General features: G+C 41.5%; 13 protein-coding genes. 7 read left to right on the top strand and 6 right to left on the bottom strand.

What is annotated here, in order from left to right:
- Window positions 1–41 precede the first annotated feature (41 nt).
- On the bottom strand, window positions 42–3,827 hold the full coding sequence (locus ACHUGF_RS13550) for a S8 family serine peptidase (RefSeq protein ID WP_394131974.1): 3,786 nt from the start codon (window positions 3,825–3,827) through the stop codon (window positions 42–44).
- Between the two features lie 186 nt (window positions 3,828–4,013).
- Window positions 4,014–6,080 (bottom strand): winged helix-turn-helix domain-containing protein, encoded by a 2,067-nt coding sequence (locus ACHUGF_RS13545; protein WP_394131972.1) that lies wholly within the window; start codon window positions 6,078–6,080, stop codon window positions 4,014–4,016.
- Between the two features lie 594 nt (window positions 6,081–6,674).
- Here ACHUGF_RS13545 and pdxY point away from each other — a divergent pair.
- Complete coding sequence (pdxY, locus tag ACHUGF_RS13540) at window positions 6,675–7,529, top strand: pyridoxal kinase PdxY (RefSeq protein WP_394131970.1); 855 nt, start codon at window positions 6,675–6,677, stop codon at window positions 7,527–7,529.
- A gap of 51 nt (window positions 7,530–7,580) precedes the next feature.
- On the opposite strand, the gene ACHUGF_RS13535 is transcribed toward pdxY, so the two are convergent.
- The 3 genes from ACHUGF_RS13535 to ACHUGF_RS13525 all read right to left on the bottom strand — a co-directional run bounded on the left by ACHUGF_RS13535 (window position 7,581) and on the right by ACHUGF_RS13525 (window position 12,377).
- Window positions 7,581–8,024 (bottom strand): hypothetical protein, encoded by a 444-nt coding sequence (locus ACHUGF_RS13535; protein WP_394131968.1) that lies wholly within the window; start codon window positions 8,022–8,024, stop codon window positions 7,581–7,583.
- An 82-nt stretch (window positions 8,025–8,106) separates the two neighbouring features.
- Window positions 8,107–11,223, bottom strand: coding sequence for a multidrug efflux RND transporter permease subunit (locus tag ACHUGF_RS13530; protein ID WP_394131966.1), 3,117 nt, complete (start codon window positions 11,221–11,223; stop codon window positions 8,107–8,109).
- A complete protein-coding gene (locus ACHUGF_RS13525; protein WP_394131964.1) occupies window positions 11,223–12,377 on the bottom strand; it encodes an efflux RND transporter periplasmic adaptor subunit in 1,155 nt (384 codons plus the stop codon). Before ACHUGF_RS13525 ends, ACHUGF_RS13530 begins: the two co-directional genes overlap by 1 nt.
- 635 nt (window positions 12,378–13,012) lie before the next feature.
- Between ACHUGF_RS13525 and ACHUGF_RS13520 the strand changes: the two genes are divergently transcribed.
- Window positions 13,013–13,438, top strand: coding sequence for a DUF4339 domain-containing protein (locus tag ACHUGF_RS13520; RefSeq protein ID WP_394131962.1), 426 nt, complete (start codon window positions 13,013–13,015; stop codon window positions 13,436–13,438).
- Window positions 13,439–13,502: 64 nt separating this feature from the next.
- The gene (locus tag ACHUGF_RS13515; RefSeq protein ID WP_394131960.1) at window positions 13,503–14,474 is read left to right on the top strand and encodes a DUF4339 domain-containing protein; all 972 of its coding nucleotides are present in this window, start codon (window positions 13,503–13,505) and stop codon (window positions 14,472–14,474) included.
- Window positions 14,475–14,632: 158 nt separating this feature from the next.
- On the opposite strand, the gene ACHUGF_RS13510 is transcribed toward ACHUGF_RS13515, so the two are convergent.
- Window positions 14,633–16,279: a putative bifunctional diguanylate cyclase/phosphodiesterase gene (locus tag ACHUGF_RS13510; RefSeq protein WP_394131959.1), complete on the bottom strand. Its 1,647-nt coding sequence runs from the start codon at window positions 16,277–16,279 to the stop codon at window positions 14,633–14,635.
- Window positions 16,280–16,877: 598 nt separating this feature from the next.
- On the opposite strand from ACHUGF_RS13510, the gene ACHUGF_RS13505 reads away from it, so the two are divergent.
- From ACHUGF_RS13505 to ACHUGF_RS13490, 4 genes are all read left to right on the top strand, one after another.
- Window positions 16,878–18,935 carry a TonB-dependent receptor plug domain-containing protein gene (locus tag ACHUGF_RS13505; protein ID WP_394131957.1) on the top strand — a complete coding sequence of 686 codons (2,058 nt, stop codon included), beginning with the start codon at window positions 16,878–16,880 and terminating at the stop codon, window positions 18,933–18,935.
- A 19-nt stretch (window positions 18,936–18,954) separates the two neighbouring features.
- On the top strand, window positions 18,955–19,470 hold the full coding sequence (locus ACHUGF_RS13500; protein WP_394131955.1) for a YfiR family protein: 516 nt from the start codon (window positions 18,955–18,957) through the stop codon (window positions 19,468–19,470).
- Window positions 19,471–19,472: 2 nt separating this feature from the next.
- Window positions 19,473–21,560 carry a putative bifunctional diguanylate cyclase/phosphodiesterase gene (locus ACHUGF_RS13495; RefSeq protein ID WP_394131953.1) on the top strand — a complete coding sequence of 696 codons (2,088 nt, stop codon included), beginning with the start codon at window positions 19,473–19,475 and terminating at the stop codon, window positions 21,558–21,560.
- Window positions 21,561–21,784: 224 nt separating this feature from the next.
- The gene (locus ACHUGF_RS13490) at window positions 21,785–23,197 is read left to right on the top strand and encodes a DEAD/DEAH box helicase (protein WP_394131951.1); all 1,413 of its coding nucleotides are present in this window, start codon (window positions 21,785–21,787) and stop codon (window positions 23,195–23,197) included.
- The last annotated feature ends 269 nt before the right edge of the window (window positions 23,198–23,466 follow it).

Raw genomic sequence — 23,466 nt, 5'->3', positions numbered from 1 at the left:
AAATAAAAAGGGAAAGCCGCTAGCGACTTTCCCAACATCCATTAATGACGGCGACGAGCCGCAACAAAACCCGCTAACAATAGTGACAACCAGCCTAAGCTACCGCCATCATCATCTTCAGGTTCAAATTCAGCATTAACAGACACACTGTGGCTAGCTTCGAACTCGCCATCAGTGGCAGTGACTGTAAAGCTAAAGTTACCTTCTTCAGCCAATTCACCTACTACATTCATGCCATCCATTGCTAGCGAATTAAAACCTGTGCCAGTAACAGAGTAATCCAGAGCATCACCTTCTGTTTCGATGAATAATCCAGATACATCTACAGAGAACGAAGCTGTACTGCCTTTTTTGAAGGTCATTGCTGGTACCGAAATCGCGTCAGCAACAGCAGAGTTAACCATAGGCGCGATGTCATTGACATTATTCACCTTGATGGTAACCACTTCTGTTTCACCTACGCTGTTACCGGATTTAGCCACTATTTTCAGTTGGTATTCAGACATGCTCTCAAAATCAAGCGCATCAGGGTTAGTGACATAAATTGAGTTATCAGTGCTATCAATAGCAAAAGGGGTGCCCGGAAGCGTGTTGACAATGATCAACTCGAATTCTTCCCAATCCGACTCACCTAAACTAAAGAAGCCTTGAGTATCAAGTTCAAGCTGACCTAGATTAGTACCTGCTTCAGCATCTTCATCAACCATTAGCATTTGATCTACCGCCACTTTTGCTAAAATAGTGCCGTCATCATCGAGGTATGCGTTGTAACCGACTTCAAAGTAATCATCATTACTGCTCATCACCATGAATCCTTTTGGTGCTTGTGGTCCAGATAGACCAAACACCTCTGGTGCACTGACAGATGCAATGTAGATTTCTTCCCCAGGTTGAGCGGTGTAACTTTGAGAGAACATCATGGTGCTTAGATCATCATCTTCACCTTTTGCAGCAAAACCGGCATGAACTGAAAGATCGTTCACAATGGTTTCGCAGTACTGATTACCAAACCAATCCGTGCCACACACTTCTTCAGAGCTGTAATAACCATTTTTAACAGGGTTGAACTGTACGATAGGCTCGCCCTTTTCACGGCCAGAGTCTCTATCAGTTTCAATGTGGAAACCTAAGTTTTGGTCAAAGTCTTCAACTGAATCCAGTTCATGATGGTATAAATCTTCAACACATAACTGCGATACAATGTTACGACCATCATTGGCAAAGTAGGTCGGTAAGCTTGACTCGGTATAACGACCCGTAGGGTTATTCCAGTCATATTCTTTGTTGTAATCGATGTAATAGGTAGTTGGTTGGCCTTCATTGTTTAACGTCACAAAAGGCTGGTTAATCATTTCTGATTCAGCTACGCCGTAAGCGCCATAAAACCCTTCATCCCAACCTTCTGCCATCACGCGTTCTTCAGGGAATAAGTCATAGAAAAACAACAATGGACCAATTTTGTCACTGAAGTTTGCAATACTCATCTGTGCAGGTTGAAAGAAGTTCACCGCAACCGAGATTTTTTTGCCGGTTACCGTACACATGGCATCGTCAAACATACCACCGCCCACGGCGCGGATTTTATGACCCTTAACTTCCTCTTTGCCAACAGGCTCTGCACGGTTATGGATCAGTAATGGAAACGCTTGAAACTGAGTTTCTGTTTTTGATTCATTAACAAAACTAGCAACCAGACTGTAGTAACTCACATCTGACAGCTCTGTAGGTGGGTAAATGCTATGCCCCCAAGCTAAGTGGGTATACTCAGTTTGGAACGTTTCTGGGTTCCAACCTAAGTAAGTAGGAAACTCTGTGGCACGAGGCTTTTTAGTCACGCGAGTATTATTTCGCGCTTTGACCATCCAACCTAAATTAAGCTCAGGCTTACCTTCAGCCGTCAGCGTAATGTAACCATTTAATTCAGTTAGTTTCAGGTTTGCATCAGTATGCTGCGCACTCATCACAAGTGGCCAATCAGGCAAAGCATTACCATCAATCGTAACCGTCACAGGTACAACAACGCTTGAATTAGCCGGTACGCTTACCATTTGCGGTAAGTTGACAGATAATGCGGCATGGGCAGGCTTGTCACCGTTGAAATTAAACGCCACTTCATAGCTTTGGGCTGTATCTGACACGTTTTTTATCATCACTTGCTTGTGTAGCACTTTAACGTCGTTAACTTCGTGCATACCAAACTGTAAATAAGGCTGGTGATTTTCTGTGTCCCACATGACGACGGGTGATGCAATTGCCGCTTCTACATTTTCAACACCATGACCGCTGGCAATCAATTCTGCTAACGTTGCGCCATCGCTTTCTAATATGCCGTCATTGACAGCTGAGTTAGTCAGTAACGCCTTAATTTCTGTCGGGCCAAATGAAGGATGATGACTTTTAATCACTGCTGCAGCGGCTGCAATACGTGCGGCACCAGATATTGCATCTGAACGTGTTGCAGTTGTCGGTGCATCTGCATCGGCATTTGAAATAGTGATAACCGGTTGATTATCGGTATAAGTCAGTAGCTCTGGCTTAAGAGCTTTAGAACCACGAACAGGCCCCAATGGCGCCCAAGTTGGGATAACTAAACTCTCACCATCACGCTCAACTGCACCAACAGTAATCGCTGATGTTGGGCTACCTTCGTGAGAAATCCAACTACGGTGCTTCACATCTGTTTCATCATAAATACCGTATTCAGCTAGCTCACCGGCATGGGTCACAATCGTCATCCCTTGAGCAGAGGCTTTTTCAATCATTAACTGCATCAAGCTTGGGCTAGCAACACCATCTATATCAAAGAAAGCACCAGCTCCTGATGCTTCTAATAACGCAACGTCGATGCGGTCAGACATATCGCCATCTTGGTCAGGATCTAATGCGTGCTCCAATGCTTGTACGATTTTATCTAAAGTGGGTCCCTGAGCTGAAATATAAGTTGGATCCCAACTTGCGCCTGATACGTTGTAAACTTTATATGCATGCAGCTCTGCACCTGGTGCTAGTTGACGAACAATACTCGCAAGCTCTGTTCCCATGCCTGTTGGGTATTCCCAACCATTCCAGTGTACATATTCTAGGTTTTGATCAATTGGATTGGCATCGTTACCATAGTTTTCACTTGAAAAGTCCCAACCGCCCACAACGACATCATTTGGGAAACCACTATATTCAATTGCACCATTAGCTAAGGCATCAAGGTAACTACCTGCTGCAGGTGGTACTTCTGGATCGGAATTATCACCATAGACACCTGAGCCACCAAATTGCGTTAAGGTGTAATCAATACCTGTAGAGATAATGGCAACACTCACACCCGAGCCTGCCGTGGCTTCACCCGTGTATGGCGTCATTAGCTCAACAGCTTCAGCTTGAGAAACCGTAGTGGTATTTATGTCACTGTTTTTAAGCGCGAGATTATGCTCATTAGAAACCATGGAGCTCGCTGATGAATTAAACGTATGCTTAACCGACACCAAAGACTTAATCACATCGAGCTGCTGTTCAGAGATATCTAAAGTGACAATGTTTGCCAGTAAGTGAGAGCGAGAAATGACTTTCGCTTCAGGATCAATTTGTTTGATTTGGCTAATAAAGGCATCTTGCTCCGCTACAATCCGTTTCACTTTTTCTGCTTGTGAAGCCGAATTTGGCGTCAACGCGCTCGGTTGCTGCAAGTTGAATGTGTAGCTGCTTCTCTCGCTACTTTCTGCTTTAACAAGCTGATGTGCCGATTTTACTTCTGACTGAACACTGGCAAAGGCCGCGCCCGACAAAATTGCAGAAGTCACGCACATGGCGATGGTACATTTCCTGAATTTCATTTCTATTCCTTCTCATTATTGTTGTTAGCAAACCTCGTAACAAGGCTGTAACTAAGTAATAACGTTTGAAGAAACAGGTCACAATCAACTGAGTCTCAGTTAATCGTCAAATTTAAATCTAGGTATATCTAATTCACCTCTATTTTTTATCTAAAACAATTAATAACAATTACTTAGACTAATAAATCAAAATGTAAACTGATTAACGTCGGCCTCATTTGCTACCTTTAACGTGAGCAATAATGAATCATTTGTTGCTTGTGATAAGCCAAAGAATTTACGCACTGTGTTAGCAGGAAAACTCATTACAGTATCAAGTTCACCATTGATTGACTGTCGCTCAATTTTATCGAGATCATTTGTTCTGCTGATGAAATAAACATGATTATCTTGATAGTAAAAAGAACCAAAGTCGTATTTAGCCAATGCATTAGTAAACAAGCTGATTTGTTCCGTTTGCGTATCTAGCCGCCAAATGCCATTTTGATTAAAGCGAGACAAGTACAGAATATGCGGCGCTTCACCTTCTACTACATAGTTACCGTCACCCGCATAAACAAGCGTTTGCTGTTGAGTATCAAATTCATAGCGATAGATGGCGATGCTATCGCCTTTAGTGCCTTTAAAGTAGATAGCTTTTCCATCGCGACTCCATGACAAGTTTTCAGCTGAAATGCCACCAAGGTCGATTTCTTCAAATAATGAAGATTGTAAATCCCCCAAATATAAGGTGTGCTGATCATTGTTGTTTACCGATACAACAAACTCAGTGCTAACAGGTGAGACACTCGGAATACCTGCATTACCCATTTCTTTGGTGAGATTCTTACTACTCGCACCGTTATTTTTCCAAACTCCCCAGAGTTTTGCACGATTAGAAATAAATAAAATGTCATCAGTTTCTAGTGAGTAACGAGCATACATATCGCGCGAGGATGACGAGATAGCCCGCAGCTTTTGTCCGGTTTGAAGATCAAATTGTGCAATGTACTCTTTAGAAATGTGCATGCTGATATACAGTGCCTGATTAGTATCAGAGAAGCTTAAATTACTGGGCATGCCAGAATGAGGCACTTGATACAACACCTCACCCTGTGGGTTCATTTTGCTTACTAATAAATTTGAACCATCGAAATAATTAACATAAAAATGACCACCTTGGCGACTATAGTCAAAATCGACAATCGTGACGCGATTTTCCACCAAAGGGTGAGTAACTTGATTGACACCTTGCACCAACAAGCTCATTTGCATTGAGGCACTTTTCTCACGAATAAAGGCGATATCTTGTGCGCTTTGTAATTCGTGCGGGGCAAAATCCACTTCATTTTTACCGGGGAATGATATTTGCTGTGCTTCTCCACTTGCCAATGAATGGCTTACCAGTGCAACTCTATCGGGTAATTGTTTAGCGTAAATCAGTGTATCGACATCTTGATGTGACCAGCTAAGCACGCGTTTAAAGGGCAAGTAAAAACAATCAGATGCAATTAAATCATCAGTGTTATTGGTTAGATGACGCACCCTCACTTCACACACACCTGATGGCGCAACACGAACATACGCTAACTTGTCATCAGCAGCAGACCATGCTGGTGATGCTTCTTCATGGGCTTCCAGCGATATTTGATTTAGCGGCGCATTGGGGCGTGATAAATCTTTGATGTAAATTTTGCCGGGTAAATCCCCTGCTCGCCATTGCATGGCAAGCAACTGGCCATTATTAGACACGGCAGTATGTTCTTCAACACCTTCAAAGTTGGTCACTTTTTGTTTTAATAGCTGCTTAGCCGGTGTGGGGGTTGCAAGCGGTTGTGTTTGTTGTGAATAAAAAAACTGCCCTAAGATGATAGTGAATAATATTAATACCAGCGCCAAGGTTAACACTTGTGGGTTTGACATTGCAGGTACTGAGATATCTGTCGTTTCGGCGTGCTGTTGATTGGGTAAAATTAACTGATAGCCCACTTTTGGTAAGGTTAAAAAGATATCTTCTTCAATCCCCAACTCTTTAAAGTTTTTTCGGATCACCCATACTGCGTTAGTGAAGCCTTTTTCACCCACACCTTGGTTACCTTGCCAAACAGTTTCAATAGCATCTTGGCGAGAAACAATATTATCTGGGCTGTTGAGAAACAGAATTAGTAGTTCATAGACTTTAGCGGAGAGCTTGACGCTATTTTCACCACGACTAAGTGACATCAGTTTGGTGTCTAAAACACAGTTGCCAATCTGGTACTTTTCTCCCGCCATTAAGGTTCCTTGGTAAATATTAATGAATGGTAATAATAATAATGATTTTAATTTGAGCTCAACTAAACATGTTTCATCATGTTGCAATGTAAGCATAAAACACTGTTAAATAACACATTTGCAGAAGTTACAACTTGTATCATCGATTGTATATTCGATTTTTAAAAGAAAAACCAAGCTGCATTGTTAGCAATTTGTTAATGTCAGTTCAAGTACTGATGATGTAAAGCTGGGTAAAGAACCCAAACGGCTTGATGGTTTCTGTCGTCAATATCACTGTGTCCCCCCTATATTTGATTACTAATTCAACATGATTGACTCACTCTGACTTACTTCCCAAACTGATAAACCTGCCACTGACTGATTAGCCATGTCATTTGCGAAATAAATTAAATAGCCAGTAAAGCAAACTGCTCGCTTTCAAGTCATGACCGACAAGATTCATTTCACAGGGCGTATCACTGCAGCTAAGTGCATTCCTTTTTGCAGATCACAATCTATCGTTAGCAAGATTGCTATCTGTAGCAATAGGCACTATAAGCTACGGCAAAGTGCAACTTAGATGTAAAACAGCAAAATTAAGGTGGATAGGCAATGCAAGGTATTATTTCAATTCAATCTCATGTGGTTTATGGACACGCGGGCAATAGCTCAGCGGTATTTCCGCTACAACGTATGGGAATAGAAGTATGGCCAATCCACACTGTGCAGTTCTCTAACCACACTCAGTATCAAGCTGGCTGGAAAGGACGTGCTTTTGAAGCGGAAGACATCAATCAATTAATTGCTGGCCTAGAAAACATAGGTAAACTGAATGACTGCCAAGCAGTGTTGTCAGGTTATCAAGGCAGTGCAGCACAATGTCAGGCCATTATTGATACCGTTGCCAAGGTAAAAGCCAGCAACCCAAACGCAATTTATGTGTGCGACCCTGTGATGGGCGATCCTCAAAAAGGCTGTATTGTCGCCGAGGGGATCACTGAGCAGTTAACCGGATCAGTGATGCCAATTGCCGATGTAATTGTACCGAATCAGTTTGAACTAAGTCAGTTCACGGGAATGGCTATTACCGATCTTGAGCAGGCTAAAAAAGCCTGTGCTAAAGCATTATCACTTGGTCCTAAAATGGTACTGGTGAAGCATTTACATAGCCTGTCAGATGAACAGTTTTCTATGATGCTGGCCACTGAAGATGCATGTTACTTAATCCAACGCCCACACCTCGCATTTGATAAGCAGCCTGTCGGCGTCGGTGATTTGATTTCAGCTTTGTTCACAGGTGCGCTATTACAAGGTAATAGCCCTGTCGCGGCATTCGAACATGCTACTAATGCAAGCTTTGGGGTATTGACCTTAACTCAAAAGCTTCAGCAATGGGAACTGCAAACCATTGCAGCTCAACAAGAGCTGGTGACACCATCATCAAACTATCAAGCGCTAGAAGTGTAATGTTTAGTGTCTAGTATGTAGCGTGTATAGGAGGGGGTAACTGAAAAAGGATTAAATGCGGCCTAACTCTTTGCGCCAAAGCGCACGCTGCTGCGCTTCATTTAACTGCATCTGCCCTGAATAAAATCCAACAGCAAAAGTAATAGGTACTGTGAGCAGTGAAATGGCATCATCTTGTAATGCCATAACTAATAGGCAATGACTGACACTTGCGATTACTGCAGGGATCAACGCGTATTTTCGCTGATATAAACAACCCCATTGCCCGGCTAAGTGGCCAATAAACCACGCTGGAATAAAAAACATCCACACAAACATATAGCCATAAAACGCGATAAAAGACACTGACATCATTGCCAGCAGCGAACCAATCATCGAGCCAATAACGGCGCGCTTAGGCGATTGACGCTGCTGCATATCAGCAAACGCATTAATCGCTTGTCGAGTAAGGAAACGCTCATGCGCTTCACTATTGGCAGGTGCTGTTCTTGGCAAACCAAGTTCCTTGGTAACTTTTTAGGCTCTAAAAAGTTACCAAAAAAGCACGGAAAATACCACGTCAGCTAAGGGTATTGTGTTAACCCTTTGCCTGTTGAGATTTCTGCTCTTGCAACGCGATGGCATCTTGCAACTGCTGCTCAACGTACCCAGGAGAATGCGTCATACCAGAGATTAATCGGTACATAGCAGGGATGACTATCAAGGTCACCAAGGTGGCAAATGCCATACCGAAAAATACCACTGTACCCACTGCAATTCGGCTTTCAGAACCTGCACCTGTTGATAAAATCAACGGCAGCGCGCCAAATAATGTGGTAAATGCTGTCATCAAAATAGGACGTAACCTTCGGGCTGCGGCGTCTGTTACCGCTTGCTCCATCTCAAGGCCTTTATCGCGCAACTGGTTGGCAAACTCAACAATCAAAATACCGTTTTTGGTCACCATACCAATCAACATAATCATGCCAATTTGGCTGTAAATACTTAAGCCTTGCCCGGTTAAGTACAAACCTAAAAAGCCACCAAAAACGCCCATCGGGACAGTGAACATAACAACCAATGGATTGATGAAGCTTTCAAACTGCGCGGCCAAGACTAAGTAAGCCACTAATAATGCCAATCCAAATACAATAAACACACTGGATTGATTTTCTTTAAAGTCCTTTGATTCACCGGTATAGCCAATTGTGATATCACTCGGTAACAGTTCAATGGCTTGCTGGTCAAGAAAGTCTAACGCTTCACCAAGGGTATAACCTTCACCTAAGTTACCGCTGAGGGTAATCGCTTTTTGCTTGTTAACGTGACTGAGCTTTTGCGCCGATGCCACCTCTTCAATATGGGTGATTGCATCTAACGTAATCAGCTCACCTTTTGCTGTGCGCATGTATATCTGACTTAAATCAGAGACACTATTAAATTTATTCTCGTTACCACGCAGGTATACATCATACTCTTCACCACGCTCAATAAAGGTCGTTTCACTGCGGCCACCCAACATGATTTCAAGGGTATCTGATACTTCTGAGACACTGATCCCTAACTCGCCAGCTCGTTGTCTATCAACCGTCACGACTAGTTCTGGGGTGGTCTCAGCATAATCTAAATCCGCACCTTCAATGATTGGGCTTTCTATCGCTTTTTCTTTTAGAATCTGTGCCCATTTGAATAGCTCGTCATAGTTGCTGCCACCTAATACGAATTGAATAGCCTCACTTGAGCCACCTCTAAAACCTGGGAGCAAAGGACGCACCATGACATCAGGAATGCCAGCCAGTGCTTGCGAGACCATATTCAAAGCCTGTTGTGCATTGAGATCACGTTCCTTCCACGGTTCTAATTGAATAATCACAAAACCGGTTTGATCGCCTGCTCGCCCACCAAATGCTGGCGCTTGAGTGCTAAAGGCTTTAATCACACCATTACCTAATAGTGGCATGAGTCGCTGCTCAACAATGTCCATATTGGCTGTCATACGGTTATAGCTTGTCCCTTCAGCCCCTTTAACAAAGGCAAAAATGACGCCGCGATCTTCTTTAGGAGCAAGTTGCGCTGGTACTTGTTGTAATAACCAGCCCGATCCTAACACACAGGCAACAATGACTATCGGTGCAAGGTATCGCCACTTTAGAGCATGAGACAATACCACTCGGTATCGACGTTCCAAGCCATTAAAAATGCCATCGACAAATAGATTAAAACGATTCGGTTTAACATTGGCCTTCAATATTTTACTGCCAAGCACTGGCGTGAGTGTTAATGCAATCAGTGAAGAAAACATCACTGACACAGCCAGCATCACCGAAAACTCAGTAAATAGCAGGCCGACCATGCCTTCCATAAATGAAATGGGTAAGAACACCATTACCAGCACAGCTGTAGTCGCAACAACAGCGAAGCCCACTTCTTGTGCGCCTTTGTAGGCAGCGAGTAAAGGCGGTTCACCTCGCTCAATATGATGGAAAATGTTTTCAACCACCACAATCGCATCATCAACCACCAAGCCAATGGCTAAGATTAGCGCCATTAATGTCAGTAAATTAACCGAATAGCCAAGGCTATTGGCAGCAATAAATGCGGCGATTAATGATACGGGAACAGTGACAGCAGGAATGAGTGTTGCTCTTGCTTGCCCGATAAATACATATAAAACTAAAACAACTAAACCCGCGGTAATTAAGACTGTGTTGTACACCTCACTAATTGATTGCGAGATAAATACAGTGGAGTCATAGTCAACAATCAGTTCTGTACCTTCAGGTAAGAAGGCTTGTAAGCGCTCGACTTCTTGATGAACCAACTTGGCAACGTCTAATGGATTGGCGTCAGACTGCGCAACGATACCTAAGCTTAAATTAGGTACACCATTACTTTTAAAACTCGAGTTCTCATTTTGTGCCCCGATATAAACCTTAGCAACATCCTTTAGGTAAATAGGTGTGCCATCTTCAGCACTTCGGATCAGCAGGTATTCAAATTCATCCGCTTGATGATACAACCTTGCTGTACGAACAGTCATGACTGTGGTGTCATTACGCACCTCACCACCCGGTGTTTCTACATTTTCTAATCTTAATGCGTTAACAATGTCATTGGCCGATACGTTTCTCCCAGCCATTAACTCAGGGTTTAATTCAAGATACATCACTCTGTCTAGGCTACCAGTCAGAGTAATTGAACTGACCCCAGTCAACAGGCTGAACCTATCTTCAAGTACACGCTTGGAGTAATCTGTTAGCTGAGTGCGGTCCATAGAAGTAGAGCTTAAATTAACGTATACAGAAGGCTCACCAGTACCATTATCTTTTGACACAATAGGGTCATCAGCTTCATCAGGTAAACGACGTTGGCCTCTGGCAACAGCATCACGCACATCACTGACCGCTTCAGTTAGGTTCCACCCGAGTAAGAAAGTGACGGTAATACGTGACATACCATTACGGGTGACAGAGGTAATTTCATCAATACCACTGATCCCTGTCAGCTCATCCTCTAATACTGTGGTGATCTGACTTTCCATAATGGTGGCAGATGCACCTGAGTATGTGGTTGAAACCGTCACAACAGGGTTTTCTACATCAGGCATTTCCCTAATCGACAACTTTGATAATGACACAATGCCAAAAACAGTAAGCAGTAAACTCAGTACGATTGCGACTACAGGACGTTTTACTGAAAAATCAGATAACCACATTAGCTGCTCTCCTGCGCTGTGCTGGCTTGAGTATTAATGGCTGGGTTATTATTGGCTTGTTTACTACTAGCCTGATTGTTGCTCGTTGGACTTTGGATATCCATAGGTATGATATCCAGCGCTAAACCATCACGCATATTTACCAAACCTTGCACCACCAACTGGTCGCCAATATCAACACCTGATGAGATCAATACTTGATCGCCAATACGCGCGCCTAGGATAACTTCTGTACGTTTTGCATGGCCTGTTGAATCCACCAAGTAAACAAATCGTTTAGTACCAGAGTATTCAATTGCTTGCACTGGGATCATAGGCTCTGAGATTGGGGCAAATGCCAAAGTAGCCGACATCATCATGCCAGGCTTGAGTAACTGCTGCTGATTATCAAATACGATGCGAACTCTAAGGTGAAGCGTGTCTGGATTCACGCGAGAATCGATCGCTAAAATCGTGCCGGTAAATATTTTGTCAGGCCATGCCCGGCTTGAAGCAGAGACTTGCATATCAGTTTCAATCAACGACAAATATTCTTCTGGAACTTGTAGATCTAATCGCATTAAACTCAGATCGTCTAACGCAAGCAATTGACTGCCCTGACTCACCATTTTTCCAACACTAAAATCAACTAGGCCTGCTGTGCCACTAAATGGTGCGGTTAAACCATGATAATCTAAATCAGCTTGAGCTGAAGCTAATCTTGCTCTCGCCATATCGACACTGGCTTTTTGTGCCTCAATTTCAGTTTGCGTGATGGCATTTTTAACGATAAGCGCCTGATACTCATTAAGTTTACGTTCTTCATCTACCAGATATGCTTTGGCTTCAGACACTGCTGCCTTTGCTTTCGCATCATCAAGTTGAATAACCACGCTACCTTGCGAGACTTCATTATTAACCCCGAGGTTGATCTCACTGATCAATCCACTGACTTGGGGAGATAGATATACCGCGCGATCGGCTTCTAATTTGCCGATCAAGGAAAGTTCTTGTGACGCTTGATGCAATGCGACTTCTGAAGTGATCACTGGAACCACTCGACTAGCCGGTTTCTGTCCATTCTGGTTATCTCTACCTGCAAACAGATCGCGATTAACCAAAACGCTCAATAAGATAACACTGACGATAACAGTGAAGATGAATAACTTTTTCATGCGGTAAACCCAAGCCTTGAATGCATAACTTGGGGCTATTCTAACGAATAGCACAACTAACTAAAGTAAACCAAAGTAAAGGTTTGAAAAGGTAATTGTAACAGCAAGTTATTGAAACAAAACACTAACAAAACAACAAACACAAACCCACATTCCCCCTAATACCATCACAATTCACAATCCAATATCATTTTGGGTATAAATCAACCAATCGCTCCCACCTAAAATGGGGTAACAAAATACGATCAATTTTAACAAATACAATTTAGCTATGAATATTTTTGCAGCAAAATTCAAAATATGATCATTTTTTTGATCGCAATAAAGATCCAATATTAATAATTTACGATCTTTACCAATGGCAGTGTTTACCTAGGGTTGCGCCTATCGAGAGTTTCAAAGGTGTAAAACTAAAACTAAATTTTCATGAATTAACACAAAAAAAATTCACTTGAAAAGGCTTCAAGTGTAGATGTGTTAATAAATATGAGTTAATGTAATCAGCTGTATCGGTGCAATATGTGTGACCTTACCTAAATAGTTTACGTTATTCATAAATGTGTCATTCCAAAGCACCACAGTAACCTGATTTATTTAAGTTTTAGTAGAACACTATTAAGGATAAGAGTGGAACTATGAAAGAGTGGTATTTCTCAAATAATGGTGAGATTAGCGGCCCATTAGGGTTGGAAGAATCGAACAAATTTATTAAAGAACACCCTGAGAGCTACGCCTGGCATCAATCGTACGCACAATGGGTTCCTATCAGCGACGTGGAAGAGTTTGAGGTTGCCATTACCCCACCTCCTCCACCGATCGAAATTCCGCAAGAGCTAATCGAACGATATCTTGCAAAGGAACAAGACTTAAATTCAGCATTGAATCGAATTGAAGGCACACTGCAAACCATAACGGGTTCTTTGGCCGATTTAGATCGTGATACCAATCGTTGTAAAACCACGACGCAGAATTTAAATGAGCAAGTTAAAACAACTCTTCGCAGTGTTAATGAACAGTACGCAGCTTTGCAAAAGAACTTAGCTGGCGTATCAGAAAATTAATGTTCAGCAATATGACTGTAAAGGTTTAACACATACTGATTAACCCAAAATAAGAATTATGACTATGACTAAATGGTTTTTTTCAAAAAATGGCGATGTCACTGGACCATTATCAGAAGCAGAAGCAAAAGCTTTCGTTCAAAATGATCCTGAGTGCTACGGATGGCATCCATCTTTTACTCACTGGAAGCCAGTTGGTAAAATAAACGAATTTGCTGAGCTTGTGCCTGAAATTGCGCCACCAGCTCAAATACCTCAATCTTTAATTGATGATTTTGTTGCTAAAAAGCAAGATATAGCCAACAAAGTTGAATCAATGAATGACAGCATTAAGTTCACTAAAACTTACCTTTATGAACTTGAGCAAGAAATAAATATCTATAAGCGGTTAACAAACAGCTTAACTGATGAAGTGAAAGGTAATATCAGACCTTTTGAGCAAAAGTATGAAGCGTTCAATAGCACTTTTGAAGAACTCGCTAACGCCCTCGCTATTGCAAAGGGTGAATCTGAAGAAGTGATTGCAGAATTTGATAAGCGTGTTGCTGAACGTGAAGCTGAAGCACTTGCTAGTATCAGCGTGCCTCCAGCAGCAGTCCCGAGTATCGCAGATTTACATGATAATGTTGCTGAAATAAAACCTAAATCAGCTTCATCATTAGATAATGTCGCGGTAAGGGTTAAGCCAAAAGACGTGGCAGCCAGCCTAGATCCTGTTGCTGAAACGCCTAAAGCACCTTCATTGGATGCAACAGCGTCCAAGCCGAAGCCTAAAATTGATAAAATTGAGTTCACTGAAGAAACAACAGCAGAATCATCTAACAAAGATGACAAATTAGGAGTAAGTAGCATCCTAAAGTCTGTATTCAAAGGTGATGCAAAAAAGTCGGATAGCCACGTCGAGAGCAACGTCACTAAGTTAACGACTGGCAATGACAAAAAACCGACCCCTGAGAAAAATCAAAGCGAAGAAGTAGCTGAAGAAACGGAAGCGGAGCGCGAAAATCGTATGCGTCGCCGTAGAAGACGTCGTTAATTTTGCTTGTGCTAGTGACTAGTGTAAGGGCTAACCTAATGGGTTAGCCTTTTTTGTTCCGACAAGTGCTATTTACCGCTAAAACCGTTTGCTGAAGGAGAGAAGGAGATGTCAGAATTATTTTACTTACTAATCAATAAGTTTTGATACAGCGGGGATTAATCTAACTTTTTCAAACGTTGCTCAACTTGTGCTTTTGGTAAGGCTTTATCGAAATAATAACCTTGTGCAAAATGACAACCAAGCTGTGCGAGTAAGCTCGCTTGCTCAGCAGTTTCTACCCCTTCAGCCAATACCTTCAATTTCAATATCTTGCCCAAATCAATGATTTGAGCAACAAACAGGCGATCTATTTCAGTATTACAAATATGCTCGATCAAACTGCGATCTAACTTAACTACATTAAAGAAATCATGATAGCTACGAATAATATTGAGCGATGAGTATCCTGTTCCAAAGTCGTCAATCGCAATACGAAAACCTAACTGTTGTAGTGCAGCAATATTGTGTCTCATTGCTTGTTCATTATTGACCTGTGCAGTTTCTGTGATTTCAATTTCTAAACATTGCACGTCACAACCTGTTTTGAGCAATATATCCTGAAGTCGATCTACGAAGTTTACCATTTCTGCTGTCTTAAATGACACATTGATGGCGACCTTTTCAAACTGAAGCTGTTGTCTCTGCCACTCCATTACCTGCTGGCAAACCTGCTGAAACACCCACAAATCAAACTCAAAATGAAAACCAATATCTTCACCGATACCAATAAAAACATCAGGTGCAACAACCCCCAGTTGTGGATGTTGCCAGCGAGATAACGCCTCTAAACCAATTAACTGATGTGTTTGCAGATCATACTGCGGTTGATAATGTACTTCTATTTGCTGCTCAGCGAGTGCATTGGGGAACTCATCAATAATCAGCTTTTGTGCCATCAAGCTATTCGCCATTTTTTCATCAGCTAAAACAAAAGACGACACACTTTGTTTTTTGGCATTTTCAATGGCGGTTTCAGCAGCAACCTCCATTGCATGGTAATTGTCATAAACCACACGCGGGGCACTCACGCCGATACTAAAAGACTTTCGAATCACAATATCATCTGACAAATAAACAGGCGCATTGCCTAAGTCACACAAACTTTGGCAAACCGTGATGACTTGTTGCTCAAACTGTTTATTCGACAATCCAGCAGTATTTTCATAAAGCACACCAAACTTCGCATTTGAGAAACGAATAACGAGATGATCCTCTGTCACTGTTTGTTTGAGTAACTGCCCCACAATCTTCAAATACTGATCACCGATATCAAAGTTATAGCGATAATTGATGGTGGAAAAATTATCTACATTAATTGCAATCACAACAAAGTTACGTTGAACAGCGTCATAATGGTCAATGATATAGTTTGCACGAGAACTAATAGCCCAGCCGTTTGGCAGACCTGTAATCGGATCTCTGGATTTATTATTGAACGCTTGGAAATAAGCGATGAAGTCTTTTTTGTCATGGGAGGTAAATTGAATATGAATCGTCACTGGTAATTTAAACTGATTACCATCGACTAACACGGCTTCAAAGTACAAATCGTCTTGCACAGAAGCTTGTAGGCTGATTAATTGATACAATGATGCTATATGTTGTTCATTCCAAACGATATCACTCAATTTACTGGAAAAGCTACTACCCAACACATGCTTATCCACATAACCCGATAATTCTTTAAACGAGTTATTAATAGAGACAATCGAACCATCGACTACTTTTATTGATGGTAGAAAGGGATGCAAATGGGTATTCATGTATAAACGTCTCAATACTTAAGTTTGTCTTACATCCATATACAGACAGGGTAACAATAAATTATCACTGCCACAAAAGGCACTCTGCCTCGCAATTTATTCAGCTCAGCAACTTGAAACTTAATCAGCTTGCCAAGTATGAAGCACAATGTAAAAGCAGCTCACATACCATTTAGTCAAATGATAACTGTAACAACAGTGACATACGAGTTAATCAGCCATAAAAACACATCAAACAGCTACAAAATACATCGATAATAGACAACGCAAGCAGATATATAGACTACATAAGCCTATGTTGACTCACAATATTGTATCTGGCCAACTAGCAGAAAGATTGATTTAGCTGCTTTTCAATGAATGGAGTATGCAGCTAAAGAAACAGCCTCTTATCGTTAACTTATTACCGATGAATCACTACTTATATTTAGAGAGCATATAAATCATAGACTTACCTTGAGAAGCTCGCCAACTAATCGTTATCTATTATGCGACAGGTCAAACTTTAGCCATACAAAACATCATTTTTTTAACCTTGTGTTAAAATTACCCTTACAAAGTTCATTATCAAATTGAAGATGCTGTACTGGAGGCGTTAATGAAGCGAGTTATCTGTTTTCTTTGGTTAGCATACTGCTTTCCCAGCACATTGATGGCTTCAGCAGAATTTGCCGATCTCGATCTTGAATCTTTAATGGAAATGGATGTTCAGGTCACCTCAGCGATGCGTCGCTCTCAGTCAACATTCGACTCAGCAAGTTCCATCTATGTTATCACTCAAGAACGTATACAACACTCAGGCGCCGCAAGTGTTCCTGAGGTGTTAAAAATGGTACCTGGACTGATTGTAAGACAGTTAGACAACAACCAATGGGCCATAACCACACGAGGTATTGCATCACGGTTTTCCAGTAAAATGTTGGTGATGATCAATGGCCAAAGCCTTTACACCCCCAAATTTGCTGCGGTTTATTGGGAAACAATTAATGTACCGCTATATGATATTGAACGTATTGAAGTTATTCGAGGCCAAGGCGGCTTATTATGGGCAAGTAATGCTAATAATGGCGTGATTAATATTATCACCAAAAATAGCTTGGATAGTCGCGGCTTATATTCAGATGTCAGTACGGGGAATCAAACCAAGTTAAATGCCAACTTACGCTATGGTGATGTCATCGGTGAAAACAGTAGCTACCGAGTTTTTGGCCATTACAAAGAAGGTGAAGAGTCAGATCGCGGCATAGAATTCCCTCCCAATGACTCCACTGAGCAATACTCCTACGGATTTAGATTTGACTACTCACCCACAGACGACTGGTTTGGGTTTATACAAGCCGACACGACCCACTCGAAGTTAGGTCAAAACTTTCGCGGTGTGATAGATGACAGTAACGAAAATACTGAACTTGCGGGTTTATTTGAGCGCGAAGATTTCAGAGTAATGGGTCGACTGGAACACAGAATTAACGACCAAGCCAACCAAATGTTACAAACATCATTATTAAAACAAAAAGGTTCGCAAGCCTATCTAAAAGAAAAGTTTAGGTCGATTGATATCGACTACCAAATGAACTTTCTTCTGCAAAAATGGCAGTTAGATTGGGGTCTAAATTTTCGCGATAGCAAAATCCATTTTGAAGATTCCTCTTTTATCCACAGTGATAAAAACTTAGATGATTTACAACAATATGGCGGTTTCTTACAAGCTCAATATAGCGTGATTCCAGAGCAGCTACATCTTATTTTGGGTGTTCGTTATGAACATAATGATCTTACTGATTGGGAAAGTCAGCCCCTCGCCAAAGTCGTTTGGAAACCACTAGACAACCGCATTTTCTGGGGGTCTATTTCTAAAAGTGCTCGTATCCCTTCTTTAATAGAATTTAATGATAACTATGCCATACAAGGGGTACAACTGTCCGACCAATTACCTGCTCCAACTGGGGTCGAGCTGATAGACGAATATCACGTGAAAACCTTTCTCAATGGTAATGACGAAGTTAAAGCAGAGCAATCGACCTCATTTGAATTAGGCTATCGAGAAACAAAGCCTAATTGGAGCTTAGATGTCTCACTCTATTACACTGAATCAGAAGACGTAGCAGTCATTCAAGTCAACCCTAACCTACCCCAATTTGTGCCAGCATTTACTTTGCTACAACAAGGGCTTATTGCACAGGCTTTTCAAGCTCTGCAAGCGACAACAGTTAACTTTGACATAGTGTCGCAGGGAGAACTCACTTCCTACGGTGGTGATGCTGTTATAGCCTGGTTCCCTAATGACAGCTTCAATGCTGAATTTGGCTACAGTTACAATGATTTTGAATATACCTTGCCCGATGACACATTCCCAGCTATTGGCGATACTTCAACAACTGACCAGATTTTTGTCAAAACTGATTGGCACATATTCCAACAGCACAATATATTTGCTGTTTTAAGGGTTGAAGATGGTGAAGCTTATAATACCGATGATTTTACTTCATTAGACATCACATGGAATTGGCAGCTTAATGAAAACTTATCTTTGGCCCTAACAGGTACCAATCTATTTGCAGGTACCCACATTGAGTATAAAAATACAGGAGAGACCTATACCATTCCAAACTATATTGACGAAAGTTACAGCCTAAAATTCAAAATGCAGTTTTAGTCAGTGACATGAATTCACTATGAAACACTTCGTCAGAGCCTTCACTATCATCCTTACGCTCTTTGCAAGTGTGACGACCATGGCTGCTGAAAAAGAATATGCAATTAAAGCCGGATTTTTGTATAACTTCGCTCGCTATAGCCAATGGCAATCACTTGAAGACTCAGTCGACAATTTCAATATTTGCAGCCCTGATGCCACATTTATTGAGATAGCTGACGAAGTATTATCAAGCCAAACGATTAAAGGTAAACCAGTCACGACTCAGATTATCGCTCCACTCCCCAATGAGCCGACAAACCAATGTCATATCGTATTTATCACGGCAGAGACTTTTTCTCCTCCTCTTTCTGATTTTGGACACAATGCCATGCTAGTTGGCGAATCAGACGGATTTATTGAAAGTGGTGGGCATATTCGCTTTTTCCTATCAGGCGGAAAAATACGCTTCGAAGTGTCACCTGATCACTTAAAACACTCGGCAATCAACATCAGCTCAAAAGTACTTCGCCTCGGCAAAGTGGTAGGAAGGTGAGTATGGTGTCATTTTTTAACATAAACAGTATCAGTAAAAAGCTTTTATTCATTTTAATGAGTGTTGCGGTTTCATCCATTGCTACCATTACTTTCATTTTTAGTGCTTATGAATATACCACAGCGAAACGCGAGCATGCGGCAGGGTTAGACACCTTAATAAACGTACTTACGCCTCATATTACAGCCGCGGTATTATTTGATGATGCAGAAGCCGTTGAAGAGTTTATTCATCCGTTATTTCTTCGCACTGATGTGGTCGAGGTGATTGTAGAAGACAATGATGGCGCCGTTATTGCGCAAGTGACGAGAGAAGCAGAGAACTACGCAAAAACCATACACGAACATACGACTATGCAGGGTGACTATCCTGTAACTATCAATAGCGCAAACAAAGAATATACCCAGAGAGAGACCCTATTAACGCTAGATGGACAAACTTATGGAACTGTGGCCATAGTTACTGATAATAGCTACCTCAGCAATCGCATAACATTCTATAGCTACTTTATTGCGGTGCTTTTATTATTTACCATTGGATTTAGCTATTTCCTTTCACTATTTCTGCGAAAACGCTTTCTCACACCAATATTACATTTATCAGAAGTCGCTCAATCAGTGAGCCAATCGAACAATTACAGTCTCAGGGTTCAGAACTTACCCAATGATGAAGTTGGCGAGCTAGCAAGCTGTATTAATGGCATGCTTACTACCATCGAGCAGCGTGACAAACAGCTCGAGAACAAGGTGAAAGTTCGTACTCAAGAGTTACAGAATGCTAATAAGAAGCTACATGAGTTTGCTTATAACGATGGTCTCACACAGCTGCCAAATCGACGCTATTTTTATGAGCACTTACAACAGTTAATTGACAGAGGAAATAATAAGTTTTCATTAATATTTTTAGACCTAGATGGGTTTAAAGAAATCAACGATTCGCTGGGTCACGATTATGGTGATACTTTGCTCGCTCAAGTAGCCAAACGCTTACGCAATTGTGTACGCAGCCAAGATGTTGTCGCTCGCTTAGGTGGCGATGAGTTCACTTTAATTGTGGAGGGGGTTAACGATTTTGACCGAGCAGGGCAAATTGCTGAAATGATCCGTAAAGCACTTACGGGGCCATTTACCCTAAAAAATCAACAAGCCAATGTCTCCGCCAGTATTGGGATTACTTTTTATCCTCAAGACGGAAACGACATAGAAACACTGATAAAACACGCCGATCAAGCAATGTACTTGGCGAAAAACAAAGGCCGTAATTGTTTTGAGTTTTTCTCAAATAATATTGAACAGCAAGCGCTCGCTAAGCGCGAGTTGTTAGACGATTTACGTCAAGCGATTGCAAAACAACAGTTTGAGCTTTTTTACCAGCCAATATTCCGGGTCGCAGATAAGAAAATATGGAAATTAGAAGCACTGATCCGATGGCAACATCCAGTAAACGGCTTGATGTTACCCAACCAATTTATTGCTGCTGCAGAAGATAGCGGTTTAATCGCAGATATTGGCCAGTGGGTCAGGCAGCAAGCATTGAGCGATTGGCAACAATTTAGTCAGCTATCTCAAAGCGAATTACAAATCACGGTCAATACTTCTCCATTAGAAATAGAACTACTTGAAGATTGGTCACAAAGCTGGATTGATGCTATTTCGGATATCGATAATGATAATCAGCAAAAGCCAAACATACTGATTGAAATAACTGAAAATATCTTGATGAAACCAGGCTCTTCAGCCCAGCAGCAAGTTGCAAAATTGGGCAAAAATGGCATCCATGTTGCCATTGATGATTTTGGTGTGGGTTATTCATCATTGAGCTATTTGCAGCAACTTGATATTGATATTTTGAAGATTGACCGTTCGTTTATTACAGATATGCACAATAATGAACATAGCATCTCATTAATAAGTGCCATCATCAGCATGGCTCACAGTCTAGGCGTTGAAGTGGTTGCTGAAGGTGTAGAAACTCAGCAACAATTTGATTTATTAAGTCAGTTAGATTGCAACTATCTACAAGGATTTTTACTATCCAAGCCAATGAGTAAATCAGACTTGATTAAGCAATATTTCAATAACGCTACTTAATAGCATTAATCATGTATAATTTGGGCAATATATTTACGATCTAGTCTTTATTGGTAGTTTGATACTTTATCTATATTTTGAACTAGATAGATAAATACATGCCCTGCACTTTTTATTGAGTGATAGGCTACCCATTAGTTAACCTTGTGATGATGCCCTATTAACAGAATAGCGATTAAAGCTCATAAGATTAAGACTGAACACCGCCATTAATGAGAACCACTATGCCCTTTGCGCAACTCGGATTGAGTTCATCTATTACCAATAACTTAGCAAAACTAGGTTACCATTCTCCAACACCAATACAGCAGCAAGCCATTCCAGCTGCATTATCTGGGAAAAACATATTAGCCAGTGCGCAAACAGGTACAGGTAAAACCGCTGCATTTGTGCTGCCCATTATTGAGCAATTAAAGTCAATCGACCAAGTCAGGCCTAAACGGGCCAAAGCAATTATTATTGCGCCTACAAGAGAGCTGGTATCTCAGGTTGATAAAGCGATTCAGCAGTACTGTCTGGGAATGAATATCAACACCTTAGCTATGTATGGTGGCGTGGCATCTGGGCCACAAAAACAAGCACTGTTAAAAGGTATTCACATTTTAGTTGCCACCCCTGGCAGACTACTGGATATGTATACCCAAAGGGCCATTCGTTTCGATGAAACCCAAACACTCGTGCTAGATGAAGCGGATAAAATGCTCGACATGGGATTCATTGATGACATCAACAGTGTCATTGAGAAATTACCTGATGAACGCCAAAACCTGCTGTTTTCGGCCACTTTATCGCATCAAGTAAAAGCGCTTGCTAAATCAGCAATGCAGAAACCACTCGAAATTTCTGTTGTTCATCAAGCAGAGGCAAAGCCCGATATTGAGCAATGGTTAACCACCGTTGATAAAGACAAAAAGTCTGCATTACTGGCCCACCTGATTCAAACTAACCAATGGCCACAGGCACTTATTTTTATTGAGACTAAGCATGGCGCAGCTAAATTAGTCAGCCAATTAGAAAAACGTGGTATTGAAGCTCAAGCTTTCCATAGTGGCCGTAGCCAAGCCATAAGAGAACAGTTATTGGCGGAGTTTAAATCAGGTGACGTAAAATACATTATTGCCACAGGCGTTGCTGCACGCGGTATTGATATTGATGGCTTGCCAATAGTGATTAATTACGACCTCCCCTTCCCAGCTGACGATTATGTTCATCGCATTGGTCGAACAGGCCGAGCCGGAGCAAAGGGTGAAGCGATTTCTTTTGTGTCTAAAGATGATTTCAAAAATCTCATCGCCATAGAACGCAAATTAAATAAACTCATTGAACGACGTGTTATTGAAGGCTTTGAGCCCAAAAAAGTGGTACCTGACACCGTGCTAGATTATGTACCTAAAAAACCAAAACAAAAACCTCTGCAAAAGACAAGGGAAGAGAAACCCGCTTTATCAAGAGGAAAATCTGACGCCAAACCTTATAAATCTACGAATAAAAAGCAAACCATAAGTAATCGACAAGAACCACACTCAAGCGCACCACGTAAACCAACAGCCGTCAATAAACAGGGCCAGAATAAACCCGACACAAGTCAGCAAGCTATTCCTAACGGTGATGGCAGCTTCAACCCATGGAAAAAATAAGTCCATAACAGCTTATAAGTTGCTGTAAATAAGCGTCTACGTACCGTCTTATTACAGCAACTTTGCGTGAAAAACAGGATTAATCTCACTCAATATGAGCTAGCTAAACAACTCTAAATAAACGCCTTTTTATAAAATTAGACAACCCGAAAACCCAAATGCTATCAAATTGTTAAAAACATTTGATAGTTATCACCAAGATGGGTTATCTTGTAGCCAGCGAGGGAAGCGCTGCGCAGTAACCTCCAGGCCAAACTATCTCCGCAATA

This window comes from Shewanella maritima, assembly GCF_043643735.1.
Taxonomy (GTDB): Bacteria; Pseudomonadota; Gammaproteobacteria; order Enterobacterales; family Shewanellaceae; genus Shewanella; species Shewanella maritima_A.
The sequence above is the reverse complement of the archived record's forward strand: the minus strand, read 5'-3'. Positions and strand labels throughout refer to the sequence as shown.

Bases quoted from the DNA above. Each gene is read 5' to 3' on its own strand.
- ACHUGF_RS13550 (WP_394131974.1), bottom strand. From the start codon at position 3,827: ATGAAATTCAGGAAATGTACCATCGCCATGTGCGTGACTTCTGCAATT.
- ACHUGF_RS13545 (WP_394131972.1), bottom strand. From the start codon at position 6,080: ATGGCGGGAGAAAAGTACCAGATTGGCAACTGTGTTTTAGACACCAAA.
- pdxY (WP_394131970.1), top strand. From the start codon at position 6,675: ATGCAAGGTATTATTTCAATTCAATCTCATGTGGTTTATGGACACGCG.
- ACHUGF_RS13530 (WP_394131966.1), bottom strand. From the start codon at position 11,223: ATGTGGTTATCTGATTTTTCAGTAAAACGTCCTGTAGTCGCAATCGTA.
- ACHUGF_RS13525 (WP_394131964.1), bottom strand. From the start codon at position 12,377: ATGAAAAAGTTATTCATCTTCACTGTTATCGTCAGTGTTATCTTATTG.
- ACHUGF_RS13520 (WP_394131962.1), top strand. From the start codon at position 13,013: ATGAAAGAGTGGTATTTCTCAAATAATGGTGAGATTAGCGGCCCATTA.
- ACHUGF_RS13515 (WP_394131960.1), top strand. From the start codon at position 13,503: ATGACTAAATGGTTTTTTTCAAAAAATGGCGATGTCACTGGACCATTA.
- ACHUGF_RS13510 (WP_394131959.1), bottom strand. From the start codon at position 16,279: ATGAATACCCATTTGCATCCCTTTCTACCATCAATAAAAGTAGTCGAT.
- ACHUGF_RS13505 (WP_394131957.1), top strand. From the start codon at position 16,878: ATGAAGCGAGTTATCTGTTTTCTTTGGTTAGCATACTGCTTTCCCAGC.
- ACHUGF_RS13500 (WP_394131955.1), top strand. From the start codon at position 18,955: ATGAAACACTTCGTCAGAGCCTTCACTATCATCCTTACGCTCTTTGCA.
- ACHUGF_RS13495 (WP_394131953.1), top strand. From the start codon at position 19,473: ATGGTGTCATTTTTTAACATAAACAGTATCAGTAAAAAGCTTTTATTC.
- ACHUGF_RS13490 (WP_394131951.1), top strand. From the start codon at position 21,785: ATGCCCTTTGCGCAACTCGGATTGAGTTCATCTATTACCAATAACTTA.